This is a genomic window from Streptomyces bungoensis (assembly GCF_001514215.1).
Classification (GTDB): domain Bacteria; phylum Actinomycetota; class Actinomycetes; order Streptomycetales; family Streptomycetaceae; genus Streptomyces; species Streptomyces bungoensis.
In genome coordinates this window covers 944,977-960,427 of the sequence record NZ_KQ948851.1, presented here as the reverse complement: position 1 = coordinate 960,427, position 15,451 = coordinate 944,977, and the positions used below count along the sequence as shown (strand labels likewise).

At 72.0% G+C, this 15,451-nt stretch carries 13 protein-coding genes, 1 tRNA gene and 2 pseudogenes; 7 read left to right on the top strand and 9 right to left on the bottom strand.

Going from position 1 to position 15,451, the window contains the following annotated elements; genetic code table 11:
- Positions 1 to 63: 63 nt before the first annotated feature.
- The 3 genes from AQJ66_RS04025 to AQJ66_RS04015 all read right to left on the bottom strand — a co-directional run bounded on the left by AQJ66_RS04025 (position 64) and on the right by AQJ66_RS04015 (position 2,073).
- Positions 64 to 151 (bottom strand) — tRNA-Leu (locus AQJ66_RS04025).
- 164 nt (positions 152 to 315) lie between these two features.
- Positions 316 to 993 (bottom strand): GntR family transcriptional regulator, encoded by a 678-nt coding sequence (locus tag AQJ66_RS04020; protein ID WP_061916388.1) that lies wholly within the window; start codon positions 991 to 993, stop codon positions 316 to 318.
- A gap of 132 nt (positions 994 to 1,125) precedes the next feature.
- Complete coding sequence (locus AQJ66_RS04015; RefSeq protein ID WP_061916384.1) at positions 1,126 to 2,073, bottom strand: beta-ketoacyl-ACP synthase III; 948 nt, start codon at positions 2,071 to 2,073, stop codon at positions 1,126 to 1,128.
- A gap of 136 nt (positions 2,074 to 2,209) precedes the next feature.
- On the opposite strand from AQJ66_RS04015, the pseudogene AQJ66_RS36925 reads away from it, so the two are divergent.
- Together AQJ66_RS36925 and fdhD are read left to right on the top strand one after the other, a co-directional pair.
- Positions 2,210 to 2,412: pseudogene (locus AQJ66_RS36925) on the top strand (2Fe-2S iron-sulfur cluster-binding protein); the annotation flags it as partial.
- 46 nt (positions 2,413 to 2,458) lie between these two features.
- Positions 2,459 to 3,307, top strand: coding sequence for a formate dehydrogenase accessory sulfurtransferase FdhD (gene fdhD, locus AQJ66_RS04010; RefSeq protein WP_061916381.1), 849 nt, complete (start codon positions 2,459 to 2,461; stop codon positions 3,305 to 3,307).
- A 104-nt stretch (positions 3,308 to 3,411) separates the two neighbouring features.
- Here fdhD and AQJ66_RS04005 read toward each other — a convergent pair whose 3' ends face one another.
- On the bottom strand, positions 3,412 to 3,939 hold the full coding sequence (locus AQJ66_RS04005) for an isochorismatase family protein (RefSeq protein WP_208611271.1): 528 nt from the start codon (positions 3,937 to 3,939) through the stop codon (positions 3,412 to 3,414).
- 98 nt (positions 3,940 to 4,037) lie between these two features.
- On the opposite strand from AQJ66_RS04005, the pseudogene AQJ66_RS04000 reads away from it, so the two are divergent.
- A pseudogene (locus tag AQJ66_RS04000) lies at positions 4,038 to 4,208 on the top strand (zinc-binding dehydrogenase); the annotation flags it as partial.
- 13 nt (positions 4,209 to 4,221) lie between these two features.
- Here the strand turns inward: AQJ66_RS04000 and AQJ66_RS03995 are convergent.
- Positions 4,222 to 5,256 carry a bile acid:sodium symporter family protein gene (locus tag AQJ66_RS03995; protein WP_061916764.1) on the bottom strand — a complete coding sequence of 345 codons (1,035 nt, stop codon included), beginning with the start codon at positions 5,254 to 5,256 and terminating at the stop codon, positions 4,222 to 4,224.
- Between the two features lie 171 nt (positions 5,257 to 5,427).
- Here AQJ66_RS03995 and AQJ66_RS03990 point away from each other — a divergent pair, with 171 nt between their 5' ends.
- The 4 genes from AQJ66_RS03990 to AQJ66_RS03975 all read left to right on the top strand — a co-directional run bounded on the left by AQJ66_RS03990 (position 5,428) and on the right by AQJ66_RS03975 (position 10,220).
- Positions 5,428 to 6,297: a LysR substrate-binding domain-containing protein gene (locus AQJ66_RS03990; RefSeq protein WP_061916373.1), complete on the top strand. Its 870-nt coding sequence runs from the start codon at positions 5,428 to 5,430 to the stop codon at positions 6,295 to 6,297.
- A 257-nt stretch (positions 6,298 to 6,554) separates the two neighbouring features.
- Complete coding sequence (locus AQJ66_RS03985; protein WP_061916370.1) at positions 6,555 to 8,381, top strand: AMP-dependent synthetase/ligase; 1,827 nt, start codon at positions 6,555 to 6,557, stop codon at positions 8,379 to 8,381.
- A gap of 124 nt (positions 8,382 to 8,505) precedes the next feature.
- Positions 8,506 to 9,342 carry an aldo/keto reductase gene (locus tag AQJ66_RS03980; RefSeq protein ID WP_061916367.1) on the top strand — a complete coding sequence of 279 codons (837 nt, stop codon included), beginning with the start codon at positions 8,506 to 8,508 and terminating at the stop codon, positions 9,340 to 9,342.
- 179 nt (positions 9,343 to 9,521) lie between these two features.
- Entirely contained in the window at positions 9,522 to 10,220 is a 699-nt protein-coding gene (locus tag AQJ66_RS03975) for a glycoside hydrolase family 75 protein (protein ID WP_061916364.1), read from the top strand.
- A gap of 13 nt (positions 10,221 to 10,233) precedes the next feature.
- Here AQJ66_RS03975 and AQJ66_RS03970 read toward each other — a convergent pair whose 3' ends face one another.
- The 4 genes from AQJ66_RS03970 to AQJ66_RS03955 all read right to left on the bottom strand — a co-directional run bounded on the left by AQJ66_RS03970 (position 10,234) and on the right by AQJ66_RS03955 (position 15,374).
- On the bottom strand, positions 10,234 to 10,935 hold the full coding sequence (locus tag AQJ66_RS03970) for an SDR family oxidoreductase (protein WP_061916761.1): 702 nt from the start codon (positions 10,933 to 10,935) through the stop codon (positions 10,234 to 10,236).
- A 69-nt stretch (positions 10,936 to 11,004) separates the two neighbouring features.
- A complete protein-coding gene (locus tag AQJ66_RS03965; protein WP_061916361.1) occupies positions 11,005 to 11,898 on the bottom strand; it encodes a class I SAM-dependent methyltransferase in 894 nt (297 codons plus the stop codon).
- A 146-nt stretch (positions 11,899 to 12,044) separates the two neighbouring features.
- Positions 12,045 to 13,853 (bottom strand): glycoside hydrolase family 6 protein, encoded by a 1,809-nt coding sequence (locus tag AQJ66_RS03960; protein ID WP_061916358.1) that lies wholly within the window; start codon positions 13,851 to 13,853, stop codon positions 12,045 to 12,047.
- Positions 13,854 to 13,886: 33 nt separating this feature from the next.
- Positions 13,887 to 15,374: a cellulase family glycosylhydrolase gene (locus tag AQJ66_RS03955; protein WP_079060046.1), complete on the bottom strand. Its 1,488-nt coding sequence runs from the start codon at positions 15,372 to 15,374 to the stop codon at positions 13,887 to 13,889.
- Positions 15,375 to 15,451: the final 77 nt, after the last annotated feature.

Here is a 15,451-nt window from a genome sequence, read left to right as displayed (position 1 = left end):
GGACCCACGCGAAGAGGGCCCCGACCGCAAGGTCGGGGCCCTCTTCATCGTCTTGTCGACGCATGGTGTCCGAGGGGGGACTTGAACCCCCACGCCCGATAAAGGGCACTAGCACCTCAAGCTAGCGCGTCTGCCATTCCGCCACCCGGACCAGGTGTCTGCCGCCTGGCGGGGATGTGTGTTCCCCGCGGCGACAGGCACAACAATACCAAGGTTTCGGAGTGCGTTTCACCTGCGTATCCGTGCGCCAGGTGCTACGGCGAGTGAGCGGGCTGACACCTCGTGCGCGCATGTCGCGCCTTGCCCGGCGGCCGGTCAGGTCGCGTCGCGCTCCTGGTGCGACCGCCGGGTGTGCTCGGTGTGTGCGCGCATCAGGTGGGTGGCGCGCTGTTCGTCCCGGGCGGCGATCGCGGTGATCAGCTCTCGGTGCTCGATCCAGGACTGCCGGCCCCGCTGCCGGGCCACCGGCGCGCAGTACCAGCGGACCCGCCGGTCGACCTGGGCGGCCAGTTCGGCGAGCACCGCGTTGCCCGCCAGCTCCATCACCTTGGAGTGGAAGGCCGCGTCGAGGGCCACCGCGCGGTGCACGTCCTCGGCCGCCACCGCCTGCTCGCCCTCGGCACACAGCTCCTCCAGGGCGGCGGCGCCGGAGGTGCCGGCATGGGCCGCGGCGAGCCGTGCCGCCTCCGCCTCCAGGAGCGTGCGGACGGTCAGGAGCTGGTCGGCCTCGTCCTCCGTCGGCTCGTGCACGAACGCGCCCTGGGCGGGCCTGAGGTCGACCCAGCCCTCGGTGCTCAGCCGCTGCAGCGCCTCGCGCACCGGCTGCCGGGAGACGCCCAGGTGACCGGCGAGTTCGCTCTCCACGAGGTGCCGGCCGGGCCGCAGGGCGCGGGTGCCGATCAGCTCGAGCAGCGCCTGGTAGACACGGTCTCGCAGCGGGCCGGGGCGCTCCAGCCTGGGCACGGCCCCCTGCGGCAGTCCGGTCGACGACATCGCGGTCCCCCTCCTCGGCATGCGGTACCGGGGCGGTACGCACGAGGCAGTATCCGTCCATCGTCTGCAGTCCGCGGCGCGCGCCGGCCGCGCGCGGGCGTCTACCGCGTCACATCCGGGCGCCGGGTCGCGTCACGGGCACCGTACGACCTGCCCGGCGTAGGAGAGGTTGCCGCCGAAGCCGAACAGCAGGGCCGTGTCGCCGCTGCGGACCGCTCCGCGCTCCAGGAGCTTGGACAGGGCGAGGGGGATGCTGGCCGCGGAGGTGTTACCGGACTCGGTGACGTCGCGCGCGACCACGGCGTTGACGGCGCCGATCTTGTGGGCGAGCGGCTCGATGATGCGCAGGTTGGCCTGGTGCAGGACGACCGCGGCCAGGTCGGCCGGCTCGACGCCGGCCTTCTCGCAGGCGCGCCGGGCGATGGGCGGCAGCTGCGTGGTGGCCCAGCGGTAGACGCTCTGCCCCTCCTGGGCGAACCGGGGCGGCGTGCCCTCGATGCGCACGGCGTTGCCCATCTGGGGCACCGACCCCCACAGCACCGGCCCGATGCCGGGCTCCTCGCCCGGCCGGCAGGCCTCGACCACGGCGGCCCCGGCCCCGTCGCCGACCAGGACGCAGGTGGTGCGGTCGGTCCAGTCGGTGACCTCGGACATCTTGTCGGCGCCGATGACCAGCGCGCGGGTGGCCGCGCCCGCCCGGACCGTGTGGTCGGCGGTGGCGAGGGCGTGGGTGAACCCGGCGCAGACCACGTTGACGTCCATGGCGGCCGGCTGCGGGATGCCGAGCCGGGCGGCGACGCGGGCGGCGGTGTTCGGGGAGCGGTCGATCGCGGTGGAGGTGGCGACGAGCACCAGGTCGATGTCGCCGGGGGCGAGGCCGGCTGCGGCGAGGGCCTTGGCGGCGGCGTGCGCGGCCAGTTCGTCGACGGGTTCGTCGGGGCCGGCGAGGTGCCGGGTCCGGATGCCCACCCGGCTGCGGATCCACGCGTCGCTGGTGTCGACCATGCCGGCCAGGTCGTCGTTGGTGAGCACCCGGGCGGGCTGGTAGTGGCCGACGGCGGTGATGCGCGAGCCGTTCATGGCGGGGTCCCCCTCGTGTTCCGTGAGTGGCGGGACCCTCAGTCTGAGCAGTGACTCGCGGGTACGGCGGCGGGCAAGGCCACAGGAAACCGGCGTACGAGTTGTCGGCTCCCGCACCCTTGCCGGCGCCGGCCACCCGGCGGGCGCGCTGTCGTTCCGGTCTGAGTTGGAGACGCGTGCGGCGGGTACCTGGGACGAGTCCCGGCAGACGGAGACGACCACGGTGTGCGCCCACTGCGGCATGGGCCGCAAGTCACGCTCCATGTGCAGGACAATGAGATCGTCAGGGTCACCTCGCCGCACGACGGCCCGGTGACCCACGGCAACCTCTGCATCTAGGGCCGTTTCGGCCACCAGCACGTACAGAACCGGGGCTGATCAGGACATGGGACGAGTCACGGAACGACGCAAGGTCCTCCGGATCCGGGACGGGTCGGTCTCCACCCGGCCGGACACGCTCGTCGCCGAGGAACCGCTGGAGATCCGGCTGAACGGCAAGGCTCTCGCGATCACGATGCGCACGCCGGGGGACGACTTCGCGCTGGCGGCGGGGTTCCTGGTGAGCGAGGGGGTGCTGGCGGCGGCGTCCGACCTGATGAACATCGTCTACTGCGCGGGTGCGACGGCGGACGGGGCGAACACCTACAACGTGGTCGACGTGCGAACCGCGCCCGGCGTCGCGCTGCCCGAGTTCACCCTGGAGCGCAACGTCTACACCTCCTCCTCGTGCGGGCTGTGCGGCAAGGCCAGCCTGGACGCCGTGCGGACGACCGCCCGCTGGCCGATCGCCGACACGCCCCCGGTCCGGGTCACGCCCGAACTGCTGGCGGGCCTGCCCGACCGGCTGAGGGAGGCCCAGCGGGTGTTCGACCGGACCGGCGGCCTGCACGCGGCGGCCCTGTTCACCGAGGACGGGGAGCTGCTGGACATACGGGAGGACGTGGGGCGGCACAACGCGGTCGACAAACTGGTCGGGCGCGCGCTGCAGAACGGCGACCTGCCGCTGTCCCGGACGATCCTGCTGGTCTCGGGGCGGGCTTCGTTCGAGCTGGCGCAGAAGGCGGTCATGGCGGGCATCCCGGTGCTGGCCGCGGTGTCGGCGCCGTCGTCGCTGGCGGTGGACCTGGCCGCCGAGACGGGGCTGACCCTGGTGGGCTTCCTGCGGGGCGGCTCGATGAACGTGTACGCGGGCGAGGACCGCGTCACCCTGCGGGCCGCTGCCGCGCAGGGCTGACCGGCGGCCCGCGGCACGCCGGAGGGACCCCCGCCGGCGGGGAACGGCCCCCGCGCCGTGAAGGGGTCACGCCGTGTTCCGCCGCCCGCCGGGCGGGCGGCGGCTCAGCCGTGTGCGAAGTCCAGGTCCGCCGCCTTCGTCACGGTGCCCAGCCGGGGGAAGTCGAGGCGGACCGACGCCTCGTGCTCGGCGGCGGTGAAGGCGGCCATGGCGTCCTCGGCGAAGACCAGGTCGTAGCCGAGGTCGGCGGCGGCGCGGGCGGTGGACTCGACGCCGAGGTTGGTGGCGATCCCGCCGAACACCAGCGTGCGGATGCCGCGCTCCCGCAGGCGCGCGTCGAGGTCCGTGCCCTGGAAGCCGCCGATGGTCCGCTTGACCACCTCCAGGTCGCCGTCCCTGCGCAGACCCGCGACCAGGGCGCTGCCGGGCGGCTGTTCGGCGGCCGAGGGGCGTTCGACCCGGATCAGCACGACGAGCGCGCCGGCGGAGCGGAAGGCCGCCGCCAGTTCCTGGGCTGCGGAGAGCACGTCGGTGCCTTTGCGGGGTTCCAGGGGCAGCGCGACGATGCGGTCCATCAGGTCGACGAGGACGAGTGCGGTGCGCTGCGGATCGAGCACGGGAGCTGCGGTCATGACGGAACGTTAACCGCCGTCAGCCGTCCGTGCCGGAAATCCGGATCAACAGGTCCATGAACTGCTCGCGTTCGGCCGCCGACAGGGGGGCGAGCACCCGGAACCGGCCGGAGCTGTACGAGCGCCGGCGGCAGGAGCTGTGGCGGCTGTTCGCCGACGGCGTCCTGAGGCCCGCGGTGCACGGCGAGTTCGCGCTGGAGGACGCGGCGGCGGCGCACGAGGTGATCACCGCCCGGCGCAACCTCGGCACGGTCGTCCTGCGCCCGTAGGCCCGCGCGGCCGTCAGCGAAGGACCCCGTGCTCCGGCTGCCCCGGGACCGCGTCCGGGGCTGATCGCCCCGGGTCCGTCTCCGGGTCGCGGGCGCGCCGCTTGGCGATGACCGCGCACACCATGAGCTGCATCTGGTGGAAGAGCATCAGCGGCAGCACGGCGAGGGAGGCATGGGCGCCGAACAGGACGCTCGCCATGGGCAGACCGGAGGCCAGGGACTTCTTGGACCCGGCGAACTGAAGGGCGATCCGGTCCTCCCGGCCGAAGCCGAGCGCCCTGCCGCCGTACCAGGTCAGGGTGAGCATCACGGCCAGCACGGCGGCCTCGACGACGAGCAGACCGCCCATCCGGACGGCGCTGACCTGGTGCCAGATGCCCTGGGTCACGCCCTCGCTGAACGCGGTGTAGACGACCAGCAGGATGGAGCCGCGGTCGACCAGGCCGAGGACCGTGCGGTGCCGGGCGACGAAGCCCCCGATCCAGCGGCGCAGCAGCTGCCCGGCCAGGAACGGCACCAGCAGCTGCAGCACGATCTTCACGAGCGAGTCGGCGGAGAACCCGCCGCCGCTGCTGCCGAGCAGGCCGGCCGCCAGCAGCGGGGTGACGACGATGCCGACGAGGGAGGAGAACGAGCCCGCGCAGATGGCGGCGGGCACGTTTCCGCGGGCGATCGAGGTGAAGGCGATCGACGACTGGATCGTGGACGGCACCAGGGTCAGGAAGAGCAGGCCCTGGTACAGGGGCTGGGTCAGCAGCACCGGCACCAGTGCGCGGGCGGCCAGCCCGAGCAGCGGGAAGACGACGAAGGTGCAGGCCAGCACGGTGATGTGCAGGCGCCAGTGGCGCAGGCCGTCCAGCGCCTCACGGGTGGAGAGCCGGGCGCCGTAGAGGAAGAACAGCAGCGCGATCGCGGCGGTGGACGCCCCGGAGGCCACCTGGGCGCCGGTGCCGTGGGCCGGGAGGAGCGCGGCGAGGCCCACCGTGGCGACCAGCAGCACGATGTACGGGTCGATCGGCATCCAGCTCGGCCACTGCAGGCGTTTCACGGTGCTCCACATGCTGTCCGTCGGGTACGGGGGCGGGACCGGCGGGTCGGGTGCGGGAGTCGGGTCCGGGCCCGGAAGGTCCATCGTCCTCCTGGGGCGACTGATCGGGAATCCGCCATACCACTCTGACTGTCATCACGTTTCGCGATGGCCACGCGGTAGGCTGCCGTCGTGTACGACCCCACCCACCTGCGCACGTTCCTGGCGGTGGCGCAGACGCTGAGCTTCACGCAGGCCGCCCGGCGGCTGGGCCTGCGCCAGTCCACCGTCAGCCAGCACGTGCGCCGGCTGGAGGACGCCACCGGCCGCCGGCTGTTCTCCCGCGACACGCACTCGGTGGAGCTGACCGAGGACGGCGAGGCCATGCTGGGCTTCGCGCGCCGGCTGCTGGCGGTGCAGGAGCAGGCGACGGCGTTCTTCACCGGCACCCGGGTGCGGGGCCGGCTGCGCTTCGGCGCCTCGGAGGACTTCGTCCTCACCCGCCTGCCGGAGATCCTGGAGGGCTTCCGCCACGACCATCCCGAGGTGGACCTGGAGCTGACCGTGGAGCTGTCGGGCACCCTGCACGAGCAGCTGGCGGCCGGGAAGCTCGACCTGGTGCTGGCCAAGCGGCGCCCGCAGGATCCGCGCGGTGAGCTGGTGTGGCGCGACGACCTGGTGTGGATCGGCTCCGAGCAGCTGCGCCTGCGGGCCGGCCGCCCGGTCCCGCTGATCGTGTACCCCCCGCCCGGCATCACCCGCGCCCGCGCGCTGGAGGCCCTGGAGGCCCAGGGGCGGGACTGGCGGATCGTGTGCACGAGCGGCAGCCTCAACGGCCTCGTCGCCGCCGCCCGGGCCGGCCTCGGGGTCATGGCGCACTCCCGCCGGCTGATCCCCCCGGGCCTGGTCCGGCTGCCGGACCGGGCCGGCCTGCCGGAGCTGGGCAAGGTGGACTTCGTGCTCGTCCACGGGCACCGGCCGGCCGCGGCACAGGCCGCCGCCCACGCGCTGGCGACGGCCGTCCTGGCGGGCGGGGAGCGGCTGCGCCGCCCGGGCGCCTGACCTCCGTATCCGGTGCGTCGCGCCCGGTAATCGGCGCGTACAGATTCGGTGGAGATTACGGGACCGAAACTTACTGACCCGTCAGTATTGTGTCCGGCCCTTCCCCATGTGCGGGCATTTTCCGGTCGTCGTGCGGGAAGAACGTGAGTTTTGCTCGGTTTCCGTACCCCTCCCGCCCGGCTGACGGGTGGGGTAGCTTTCACGGCGCTGCCGAGCATGAGGGGCCTGACCAAGCAGCGAGGATCGGGAGCCAGGTTTTGCGCGAGTTCACCACCCCGCCGTTGGCGTCGGCGCCGCCGGTCGGCGGTCTGGCAGACGTCGTGTTCGAGCATGCCCGGACCGACCCGCTGCACGTCGCCCTCGGCCGCAAGGACGCCGCCGGCCAGTGGCGGGACGTGACCTCAGCCGAGTTCCGCGACGAGGTCCTCGCCCTGGCCAAGGGACTGCTCGCCCAGGGCGTGCGCTTCGGCGACCGGGTCGCGATCATGTCCCGCACCCGCTACGAGTGGACCCTGTTCGACTTCGCGCTGTGGACGATCGGCGCCCAGGTCGTCCCCGTCTACCCCACGTCGTCGGCCGAGCAGTGCTTCTGGATGCTGTACGACGCCGAGGTCACGGCGGCGGTCGTGGAGCACGAGGACCACGCGATGACCATCGCCACCGTCATCGACCGGCTGCCCCGGCTGCGCCGGCTCTGGCAGCTGGACGAGGGCTGCCTGCAGGAGCTCTACGACGCGGGGGCGCACCTGGACGACGACGTGGTGCACCGGCACCGGCAGGCGGTCACGCCCGACTCGGTCGCCACGATCATCTACACCTCGGGCACCACGGGCCGCCCCAAGGGCTGCGTGCTCTCCCACGCGAACTTCATGGTCGAGGCGGACAGCGTGGTGGGGCGCTGGGAGCCGGTGTTCCACTCCAAGAAGGGCGACGAGGCGTCCACCCTGCTGTTCCTGCCGCTCGCCCACGTCTTCGGGCGGATGGTGGAGGTCGCCACGATCCGCGGCAGGGTCCGCCTCGGCCACCAGCCGCAGCTGAACGCCGCCGCCCTGCTGCCCGACCTGCAGGCGTTCAAGCCGACCTTCATCCTCGCCGTGCCGTACATCTTCGAGAAGGTGTTCAACGCCTCCCGGCGCAAGGCGGAGAAGGAGGGCAAGTCGGGGCCGTTCGAGAAGGCGGTCGACATCGCCGTGAAGTACGCGGAGGCGGTGGAGGCGAAGGCCTGGGGCACCGGGCCCGGCCCGTCGGCGGGGCTGCGCATGCAGCACCAGCTGTTCGACAAGCTCGTGTACTCCAAGGTGCGCGCGGCGATGGGCGGCCGGATCCGCAACGCGATGTCCGGCGGCTCGGGGATGGACCGCCGGCTGGGGCTGTTCTTCGCGGGCGCGGGCGTGCAGATCTACGAGGGCTACGGCCTGACCGAGTCGACGGCCGCGGCGACCGCCAACCCGCCCGAGCGCACCCGCTACGGCACCGTCGGCCAGGCCATCCCCGGCACCACCGTGCACATCGCGGACGACGGGGAGGTCTGGCTGCACGGCGGGAACGTCTTCCAGGGCTACCTGAACAACCAGAAGGCCACCGACGCGAGCCTGCACGACGGCTGGCTGGCCACCGGCGACCTCGGCTCCCTCGACGAGGACGGCTATCTGACGATCACCGGCCGCAAGAAGGAGATCCTGGTGACCTCCGGCGGCAAGAGCGTCTCCCCGGGCGTGCTGGAGGAGCGGGTCCGCGACCATCCGCTGGTCAACCAGTGCATCGTCGTCGGCAACGACCGCCCCTACATAGCCGCCCTGGTCACCCTCGACCAGGAGGCCGTGGAGCACTGGCTGCAGATGCGCGGCAAGCCCCGGCTGAGCCCGGCGCAGCTGGTGCGCGACGCGGACCTGGAGACGGAGGTGCGGCGGGCGGTCGTCGCCGCGAACACCCTGGTCTCCCAGGCCGAGTCGATCCGCACCTTCCGGATCCTGGCGCAGCCGTTCACCGAGGAGCACGGCCTGCTGACGCCCTCGCTGAAGCTGAAGCGCAAGGCGATCGAGAAGGCGTACGAGACGGAGGTCGAGGCCCTGTACCGGGCCTGAACCGGCTCCGGGGCGGTCAACGGTCCGTGCGGATTCGGTGGTGCCGGTGGGTCAGGAATGCATCGCGGCGTCTGATCGTTGACGATGGAAACGACCTGTCCACAACCGAAGGATCAACGAGCTCGTGAGCAGCAAGGTCCCCCCGATCATCCTCAACAACGGCGTCGAGATGCCCCAGCTGGGCTTCGGCGTCTGGCAGGTGCCGGACGACGAGGCCGAGCGGGCCGTCGGCACGGCGCTCGAGGCCGGGTACCGCAGCATCGACACAGCGGCGATCTACGGCAACGAGAAGGGCACCGGCAAGGCCCTCGCCGCCTCCGGCCTGCCCCGTGAGGACATCTTCGTCACCACCAAGCTCTGGAACAGCGACCAGGGGTACGACTCCACGCTGCGCGCGTTCGACGCGTCGCTGGAGAAGCTGGGCCTGGACTACGTGGATCTGTACCTGATCCACTGGCCGCTGCCGTCCCGGGACACGTACCTCGACACCTACCGGGCGTTCGAGAAGCTGTACGCCGACGGCCGCGCGAAGGCCATCGGCGTGTCCAACTTCCTGCCCGAGCACCTGCGCCGGCTGATCGCGGAGACGTCGGTGATCCCGGCGGTCAACCAGATCGAGCTGCACCCGCACCTGCAGCAGCGCGAGGCGCGGGAGTTCCACGCCGAGCAGGGCATCGCCACGGAGGCCTGGTCGCCGCTCGGCCAGGGCAAGGGCCTGCTGGAGGTGCCGGCGATCGTCGCCATCGCGCGCAAGCACGGCCGCACTCCGGCGCAGGTCGTGCTGCGCTGGCACATCCAGCTCGGCAACGTCGTGATCCCGAAGTCCGTGACGCCGTCGCGGATCAAGGAGAACATCGCGGTGTTCGACTTCCACCTGGACGACGAGGACCTCGCGGCGATCAGCGCCCTGAACGAGGACCGGCGCCTGGGCCCGGACCCGGCGGCGTTCGACCTGGCCTGACGCCCACCCGGCACCCACGGCCGCCCGTCCCGCCGCGATGGCGGGGCGGGCGGCCGCGTCGTGCGCCGGCTGTCCCGCGGGCGGCGGGATTCCTCCCCCAGGGTTGACGGGGACATGCAGATGGGCCACCTTGTACCCAGCCCGGTAAGGAAACTTTCCTAACAGAAGGGTCCCCCACAGTGCGTCTTCGTTCACTGACCCTCGGCGCCGCCTCCGCGGCCGCCCTGCTCGCCGCCGGAGTGCTTCCCGCCCACGCGTCCGGCACCGCGTCCGCCCCCGCCTCGACCCAGGAGGGCACCGTCAGCGCGGCCGACCTGCTCGCCAAGGTGACGTCCTGCTCGCAGATATCGCAGGGCAAGTACAAGACCGACGACGAGACCTCGGCGACGGTCCCGGTGTGCGGCAAGAACGGCGCGGTGTTCTGGAAGGCCGACATGGACATCGACTGCGACGGACAGCGCACCACCAACTGCAACGAGGACCGCGACCCCTGGTACCAGGACGACACCGCGTTCCACCAGTCCGACGGCAAGCCGCTGAAGGCCGAGTCCCTGCCGTACGTCGTGGTGCCGAGCTCCAGCAGTATCTGGAACTACGCGAGCGCCGGCGTCAAGGGCGGCGGCGTGGTCGCCGTCGTCTACAACGGCAAGGTCGAGTACGCCGTCGTCGGCGACACCGGCCCCACGAAGATCATCGGCGAGGCGTCGTACGCCACCGCCAAGGCGCTCGGCATAGACCCCGACCCGGCGACCGGCGGGGCCGACTCCGGCGTGACCTACATCCTGTTCAAGAACTCCCAGGTCTCCCCCATCGAGAGCCACAGCGCGGCGGTCTCCCTCGGGGACCGGCTGGCCCGGCAGTTCCTGCAGAACAACTGATCGTCGTCAAACGTCAGTTGGGCTGTCCCAACGGACGTACGACGACGGTGTTGACGTCGACCCCGGCCGGCTGCCGGATCGCCCAGACGACGGAGTCGGCGATCTGGTCGGCGGTCAGCAGACGTCCCGGGGGCAGGCTGCCGTAGCCGTGCCAGAAGGGCGTCTCGACCCGGCCGGGGGCGACCAGGGTAACCCCGACGCCGAACTCGGTGACCTGGCGCCGGGTGTTCTCGGCGAGTCCGGTGACCGCCCACTTGGTGGCGCCGTAGAGATTGCCCGGCGTCGGCACGAAGCCGGCGACGCTGCCCACGAGCACGATCCGGCCCCGGGTCTCCTTCAGCGCGTCGACGGAGGCGCGGACGAGGAACGCGGGGCCGAGGACGTTGGTGAGGACCATCTCGGGCCAGCCGGCCGGGTCGCCGTCGGCGACGGAGTCGTGGGTGGCGAAGCCGGCGTTGGAGACGACCGTGTCCAGCCGTCCGTACTCCCCGAGCGTGCGCTCGACCGCGCCCCGTACGTCGTCGTAGGAGGCGGCGTCGCCGGCGACCGTCAGCAGTCCGGCGGGGTTCCCCAGGGCGTCGGCGAAGTCCCGCAGCCGCCGCTCGCCGCGTCCGGTGACGGTGACCCGGTGCCCGGCGGCCAGCAACTGCCGGGCCACGGCGGCGCCGATACCGCTGCCGCCACCGGTGATGAGCGCTACCGGAGAGTCGTGCATGGTTTCCCCCTCGATGTCGGTGAACGCGAGGGAGTCCATCACTTGGAGCGCTCTCCAGGTCAAGCCCCGTCACCGGGGGCGGACCGCCCGGTGGACCGTGTGGGCCGCCAGCAGGAACACGTCCGGGCGCTGGTGGACGCTGCCGTCGTCGGCCGGGTCGAGGAGGCGGTCGAGGGTGGCGCGGTCGTCGGCGTCGAGGGCGTCGGCGTGGATGTCCCTGGTCCGGGTCAGGACGGCGGCGACGTGGGCGCGGACCTGGTCCGGGACCGGGGCGGGCAGGTCGAGCAGGAAGCTGCGGGTGCCGGTGTGCTCCAGGCCGGCGGCCGTGAGCAGCGCGGGCCAGTCCTCGGTCTCGGCGACGGTGTCCGGCAGCTCGGCGCGCATCCGGGCGAACCGGTCCTCCTGCACGGCGTCGAGGCGTGCCTGCAGGCCGGGGCGGCCGAAGCCGATGTCGCGGGGCAGGTAGCGGGGGGCGAGGCCGCCCTCCAGGATCGCCAGGGTGCCGCCGGGCGCGAGCCGCTCGGCGAACGCGGTGAGCGCGGCCCGCTGGTCGCCGAGGTGGTGCACGCTGCGGCTCGCCCACAGCAGGTCCGCCGGGTACTCCAGCTCCCCCAGCGCGCCGGGCAGCTCACCGGCGAGGGTGCCGAAGCGGTCGCCGTAGCCGAGGCGGGCGGCGCGGGCCCGGGCGCGCTCCAGCAGCGGCTCGGAGCCGTCGGCGGCGATCACCCGGGCGCCGGGGAAGGTCTGCGCGAAGAGGCCGGAGATCACCCCGGGCCCGCTGCCCGCGTCGACGACCAGGCCGGGCTCGGTCACTTCCTCGCCCAGCCAGGCCAGGGCCCGGGAGTACGCCGGTGCGGACACCTCGGCCTCCGTCTCCAGCATCGCGGCCATCGCACCCCAGTCGACGTCGTCGCCGTGGTGATGGCCCTGGTGCGGGTGGTGGCTGTGGTGTGCGTGTGCCATGGGTTCGGCCTCCTGGGCGCTGTCGTCCGGATGCGGACAGCCTGCGCCCGAACGCGGGGCCGGGACCACTTCTGTTGCCGGTGCCGCAAAAAGGATCCGCCGGGGCGCGGCCGGCAGGGGCCGGGCCCCGGCGGATGCTCAGCCGGTCAGGACAGCGGCGGGTAGGCGTTCTGCATCAGCTGCTGGAACTGGGCGGAGAACCAGTGCCCGGCCAGCGGCGCGTTCGGCAGGGCGCCGGTGGGGTTGTTGCCGTTGCGGGCGTTGCCGCCGTACGTCGGGTCGCACATGCGGTCGAAGCCCTTGCCCTCGTCGTTCGCGACGGCGGAGCTGGCACCGTCGGACTCCCCCGGCGGCTTGACCCAGACGTAGGCGTCGATGCCGGCGGCGGGCGCCGCGGTGGGCCGTTCGCCGAGTCCGGCGCCGCTCTGGTTGCACCAGTTGCCGGCGTGGATGCGCCGGTCGATCCGGCTGCCGTTCACGTAGTCGTCGACGGAGGTCAGCGGGCCCGACTTGGTGGGCCGGGCGGAGCCGCCCCAGCCGTTGCGGGAGGTGTCGATCAGCATGCCGAGGCTCGAGTTGAACCCGGCCGCGACCAGCTTGTCCCGCAGCGCCTGCGCGAACGACTGCTCGTCCACGTACTGGTTCCAGTCGACCCACTTCGACTGGCGCACGGTCTGGCCGTTCACGCTGTCGGTGACCTTGAAGTACGGCTCCTTGGTGGCGCTGTAGTTGGCGGTGTTGACGATGAACCCGGCCACGTCGTTCACACTGGCGCCGTTGCTGGTGACGACCTTGTAGAACTCCTGGACGGAGGGACCGAGGTTGGAGTCCCAGCCGAGCCAGGCGTGGTGGCCGGCGTCGATGTAGTTGTAGACGTTCGGGATGGCGCCCAGCTTGTCGAGGGCGTAGCTGACGCCCTTCTCGTAGTTGCCGTTGGCCTTCATGGTCGCGCAGGCGTCGGTGCTGCCCGCGGTACCCCCGGCGTTGGTGACCAGGTTCGGCAGCGAGTCGGGCTCGATGACCGTGGCGATCCGCAGACCCGCGTACTTCGCGTCGGAGAGGATCGAGGCGATCGGGTCGATGTACTGGCTCTTGTACTTGTCGATGTCGTCCGGCCCGAGTTCGCCGTTGGAGGCGAGGGCGGAGCAGTCACGGCCGGGCAGGTCGTAGATGACCAGCTGGACGACCAGGTCGCCGGAGCCCTTCTGCTTCAGGGCCTCGTCCAGGTGGGCGCGCAGGCCCATGCCGCCGTTGACGCCGTTGATGGTGGCGATCCGGTCGAGCCAGACGGCGGTGGGCTGGTTGGAGATGCGGCTGCCGCCCGGTTCGGCGGCGGCGTGGGCCGACCACTCGGGGTTCACGTACACCTTGGCCCCGGCGTAGGGGTTGTCGACGCGGCTGCCGGTGCCGCCGCCGGTGTCGCCACCGGTGCTGCCGCCCGTGCTTCCGCCGGTGCTGCCGCCGGTGGTGCCACCCGTGCTGCCTCCGGTGCTCCCACCGGTGGTTCCGCCCGTGCTGCCACCGGTGCTGCCGCCGTCGTCGACGTTGCAGGTGGTCCCGTCGAGGGTGAAGGTGGCGGGCACGGCGTTGGTGCCGCTGTAGGTGCCCTGGAAGCCGAAGCTGACGGAACCGCCGTTGGCCAGGGAGCCGTTGTAGCTCTCGTTGGCGGCGGTGACGGCGGCACCGCTCTGGGTGACCTTCGCGTTCCACGCGTTGGTGACCTTCTGGTTGCCGTCGTACGACCACTTCACCGACCAACCCGACCTGCTCGCACCGTTGTTGGTGACGGTGACGTTGGCGGTGAAGCCGGTGTCCCACTGGTTCTGGATCTGGTAGGCGACGGTGCAGGGGACGGAGGTGGCCGCGGCACCGGCCGGCCCGGCGACGAGCGCCGTCCCGGAGGCCCCGGCGACCAGCACCAGGGCAGCGAGCAGCGACGTTCTGGTAGGACTCATGAGTGCGGGTTTCCTTCTGTCGTCCGTCGGGATCTACGGGTTGAGGGCGCGCAGGTGGTCGCGCAGCCCGGCCCCGTAAGCGGTGGGGGTGCCGTCGTACGAGGAGATGAGGGACGGTCCGGAGGAGCAGTCCCAGGTGTTCCAGGTCCAGCCCAGGTAGGACAGGTCGTGGGCGTCGAACCACTTCATGACCTGGTCGACGAAACCGTGCGAGCAGGTGTTCTCACCGATCTCGCCCGCCACCAGCGGCACCTGGGCGGCGACCGGGGCGAGGGTGGAGTTCCAGCAGCTCTCGCTGGAGCAGGTGTTGAAGTTGTACACGTGGTACGCGGCGGCGAGATTGCCCGCCGGGTCGGTGGGCCGGTACGTCAGCCACTGGCTGAGGTCGTTGGAGTAGGCCAGCCCGCCGGCCATGACGACGTTCTTCGCGCCGGCGCCGCGCACGGCGTCGACGAGGTCCTGCATGCCGGCGACCTCGTAGGAGATGCCGGGGCAGGTGCCGCCGTCCCGCCAGCACTTCCAGGCGTCCGTGGTGCTGGAGGTCGCCCGGTCCGGGTACGGCTCGTTGAACAGGTCGAACACGACGGCCTGGTCGTCCTTGAAGGTGCCGGCGACCGAGGACCAGAACGACGGGGCGTACTGGGCGTCGGGCATCGGCTTCTGGCAGGTGGCGTGCACGTCCGAGCAGCCGGCCGAGTTGCCGGTGTACTGGCCCTGGTTCCAGTGCATCTCGACGATCGGGGTCAGGCCGTGCGCCTCGGCGCGGGCGACCAGCTCCTTGACCGCGTCGATGTAGTGGGCCCCGGCGTACTCGGGTTTGACGTTGGCGAGGCCCAGCCAGCACTCCTCGTTCAGCGGGATGCGGATCGCGTTGGCCTTCCAGTCGGCGATCGCCTGGATCGCCGCGTCGTCCACGGGTCCGTCCCAGATGCCGTAGCCCTGCACGCACATGAACTCGCCGCCGGAGCGGTTCACGCCGAGCAGCCGGCGCGCCTTGCCGCCGGCGTCCACGAGCTTGGTGCCCGACACGTGCAGGGCGGGCGCGGTACCGCCCGACGGCGGAGGGTCGGTCGGAGGGGGTGACGTGGGGGGTGGTGTGGGCTCGGTGTCGACGTTGCAGGTCGTGCCGTTGAGCTTGAACGCCGCCGGCACGGGGTTGCTCCCCGACCAGGAGCCGAGGAAGCCCGCGCTGACGCTCGCGCCGGTGCCGAGGGAGCCGTTGTAGCTCTCGTTGGCGGCGGTCACCGCGGTGCCGGACTGGGACCACTTGGCGTTCCAGCCCTGGGTGACCTTCTGGCCGCCCGCGAAGTCGAAGGTGAGCTTCCAACTGCTCAGCGCGGCCTGGTTGTTCGTGATCTTCACGGAACCCTGGAAGCCGCTGTCCCACTGGCTGGTGACGGTGTACTCCACCGTGCAGGCCTGCGTGGCTCCCTGGGCCGTGACCACCGGGACCACCGCGCCCGAGACGAGCGCGACGGCACCGGCGAAAGCTAAGAGTACGGAACGCGGGGGGTGTCGCATGAGCGAGTCCTTGCAGCTTGGCGCGCCGTGACGGACGCGTCGAGTGAATGGAATCGCTCCCACTGGTGCGAAGGAAG

Bases quoted from the DNA above. Each gene is read 5' to 3' on its own strand.
- AQJ66_RS04020 (WP_061916388.1), bottom strand. From the start codon at position 993: ATGTCGTCGACCGGACTGCCGCAGGGGGCCGTGCCCAGGCTGGAGCGC.
- AQJ66_RS04015 (WP_061916384.1), bottom strand. From the start codon at position 2,073: ATGAACGGCTCGCGCATCACCGCCGTCGGCCACTACCAGCCCGCCCGG.
- fdhD (WP_061916381.1), top strand. From the start codon at position 2,459: ATGGGACGAGTCACGGAACGACGCAAGGTCCTCCGGATCCGGGACGGG.
- AQJ66_RS04005 (WP_208611271.1), bottom strand. From the start codon at position 3,939: ATGACCGCAGCTCCCGTGCTCGATCCGCAGCGCACCGCACTCGTCCTC.
- AQJ66_RS03970 (WP_061916761.1), bottom strand. From the start codon at position 10,935: ATGCACGACTCTCCGGTAGCGCTCATCACCGGTGGCGGCAGCGGTATC.
- AQJ66_RS03965 (WP_061916361.1), bottom strand. From the start codon at position 11,898: ATGGCACACGCACACCACAGCCACCACCCGCACCAGGGCCATCACCAC.
- AQJ66_RS03960 (WP_061916358.1), bottom strand. From the start codon at position 13,853: ATGAGTCCTACCAGAACGTCGCTGCTCGCTGCCCTGGTGCTGGTCGCC.
- AQJ66_RS03955 (WP_079060046.1), bottom strand. From the start codon at position 15,374: ATGCGACACCCCCCGCGTTCCGTACTCTTAGCTTTCGCCGGTGCCGTC.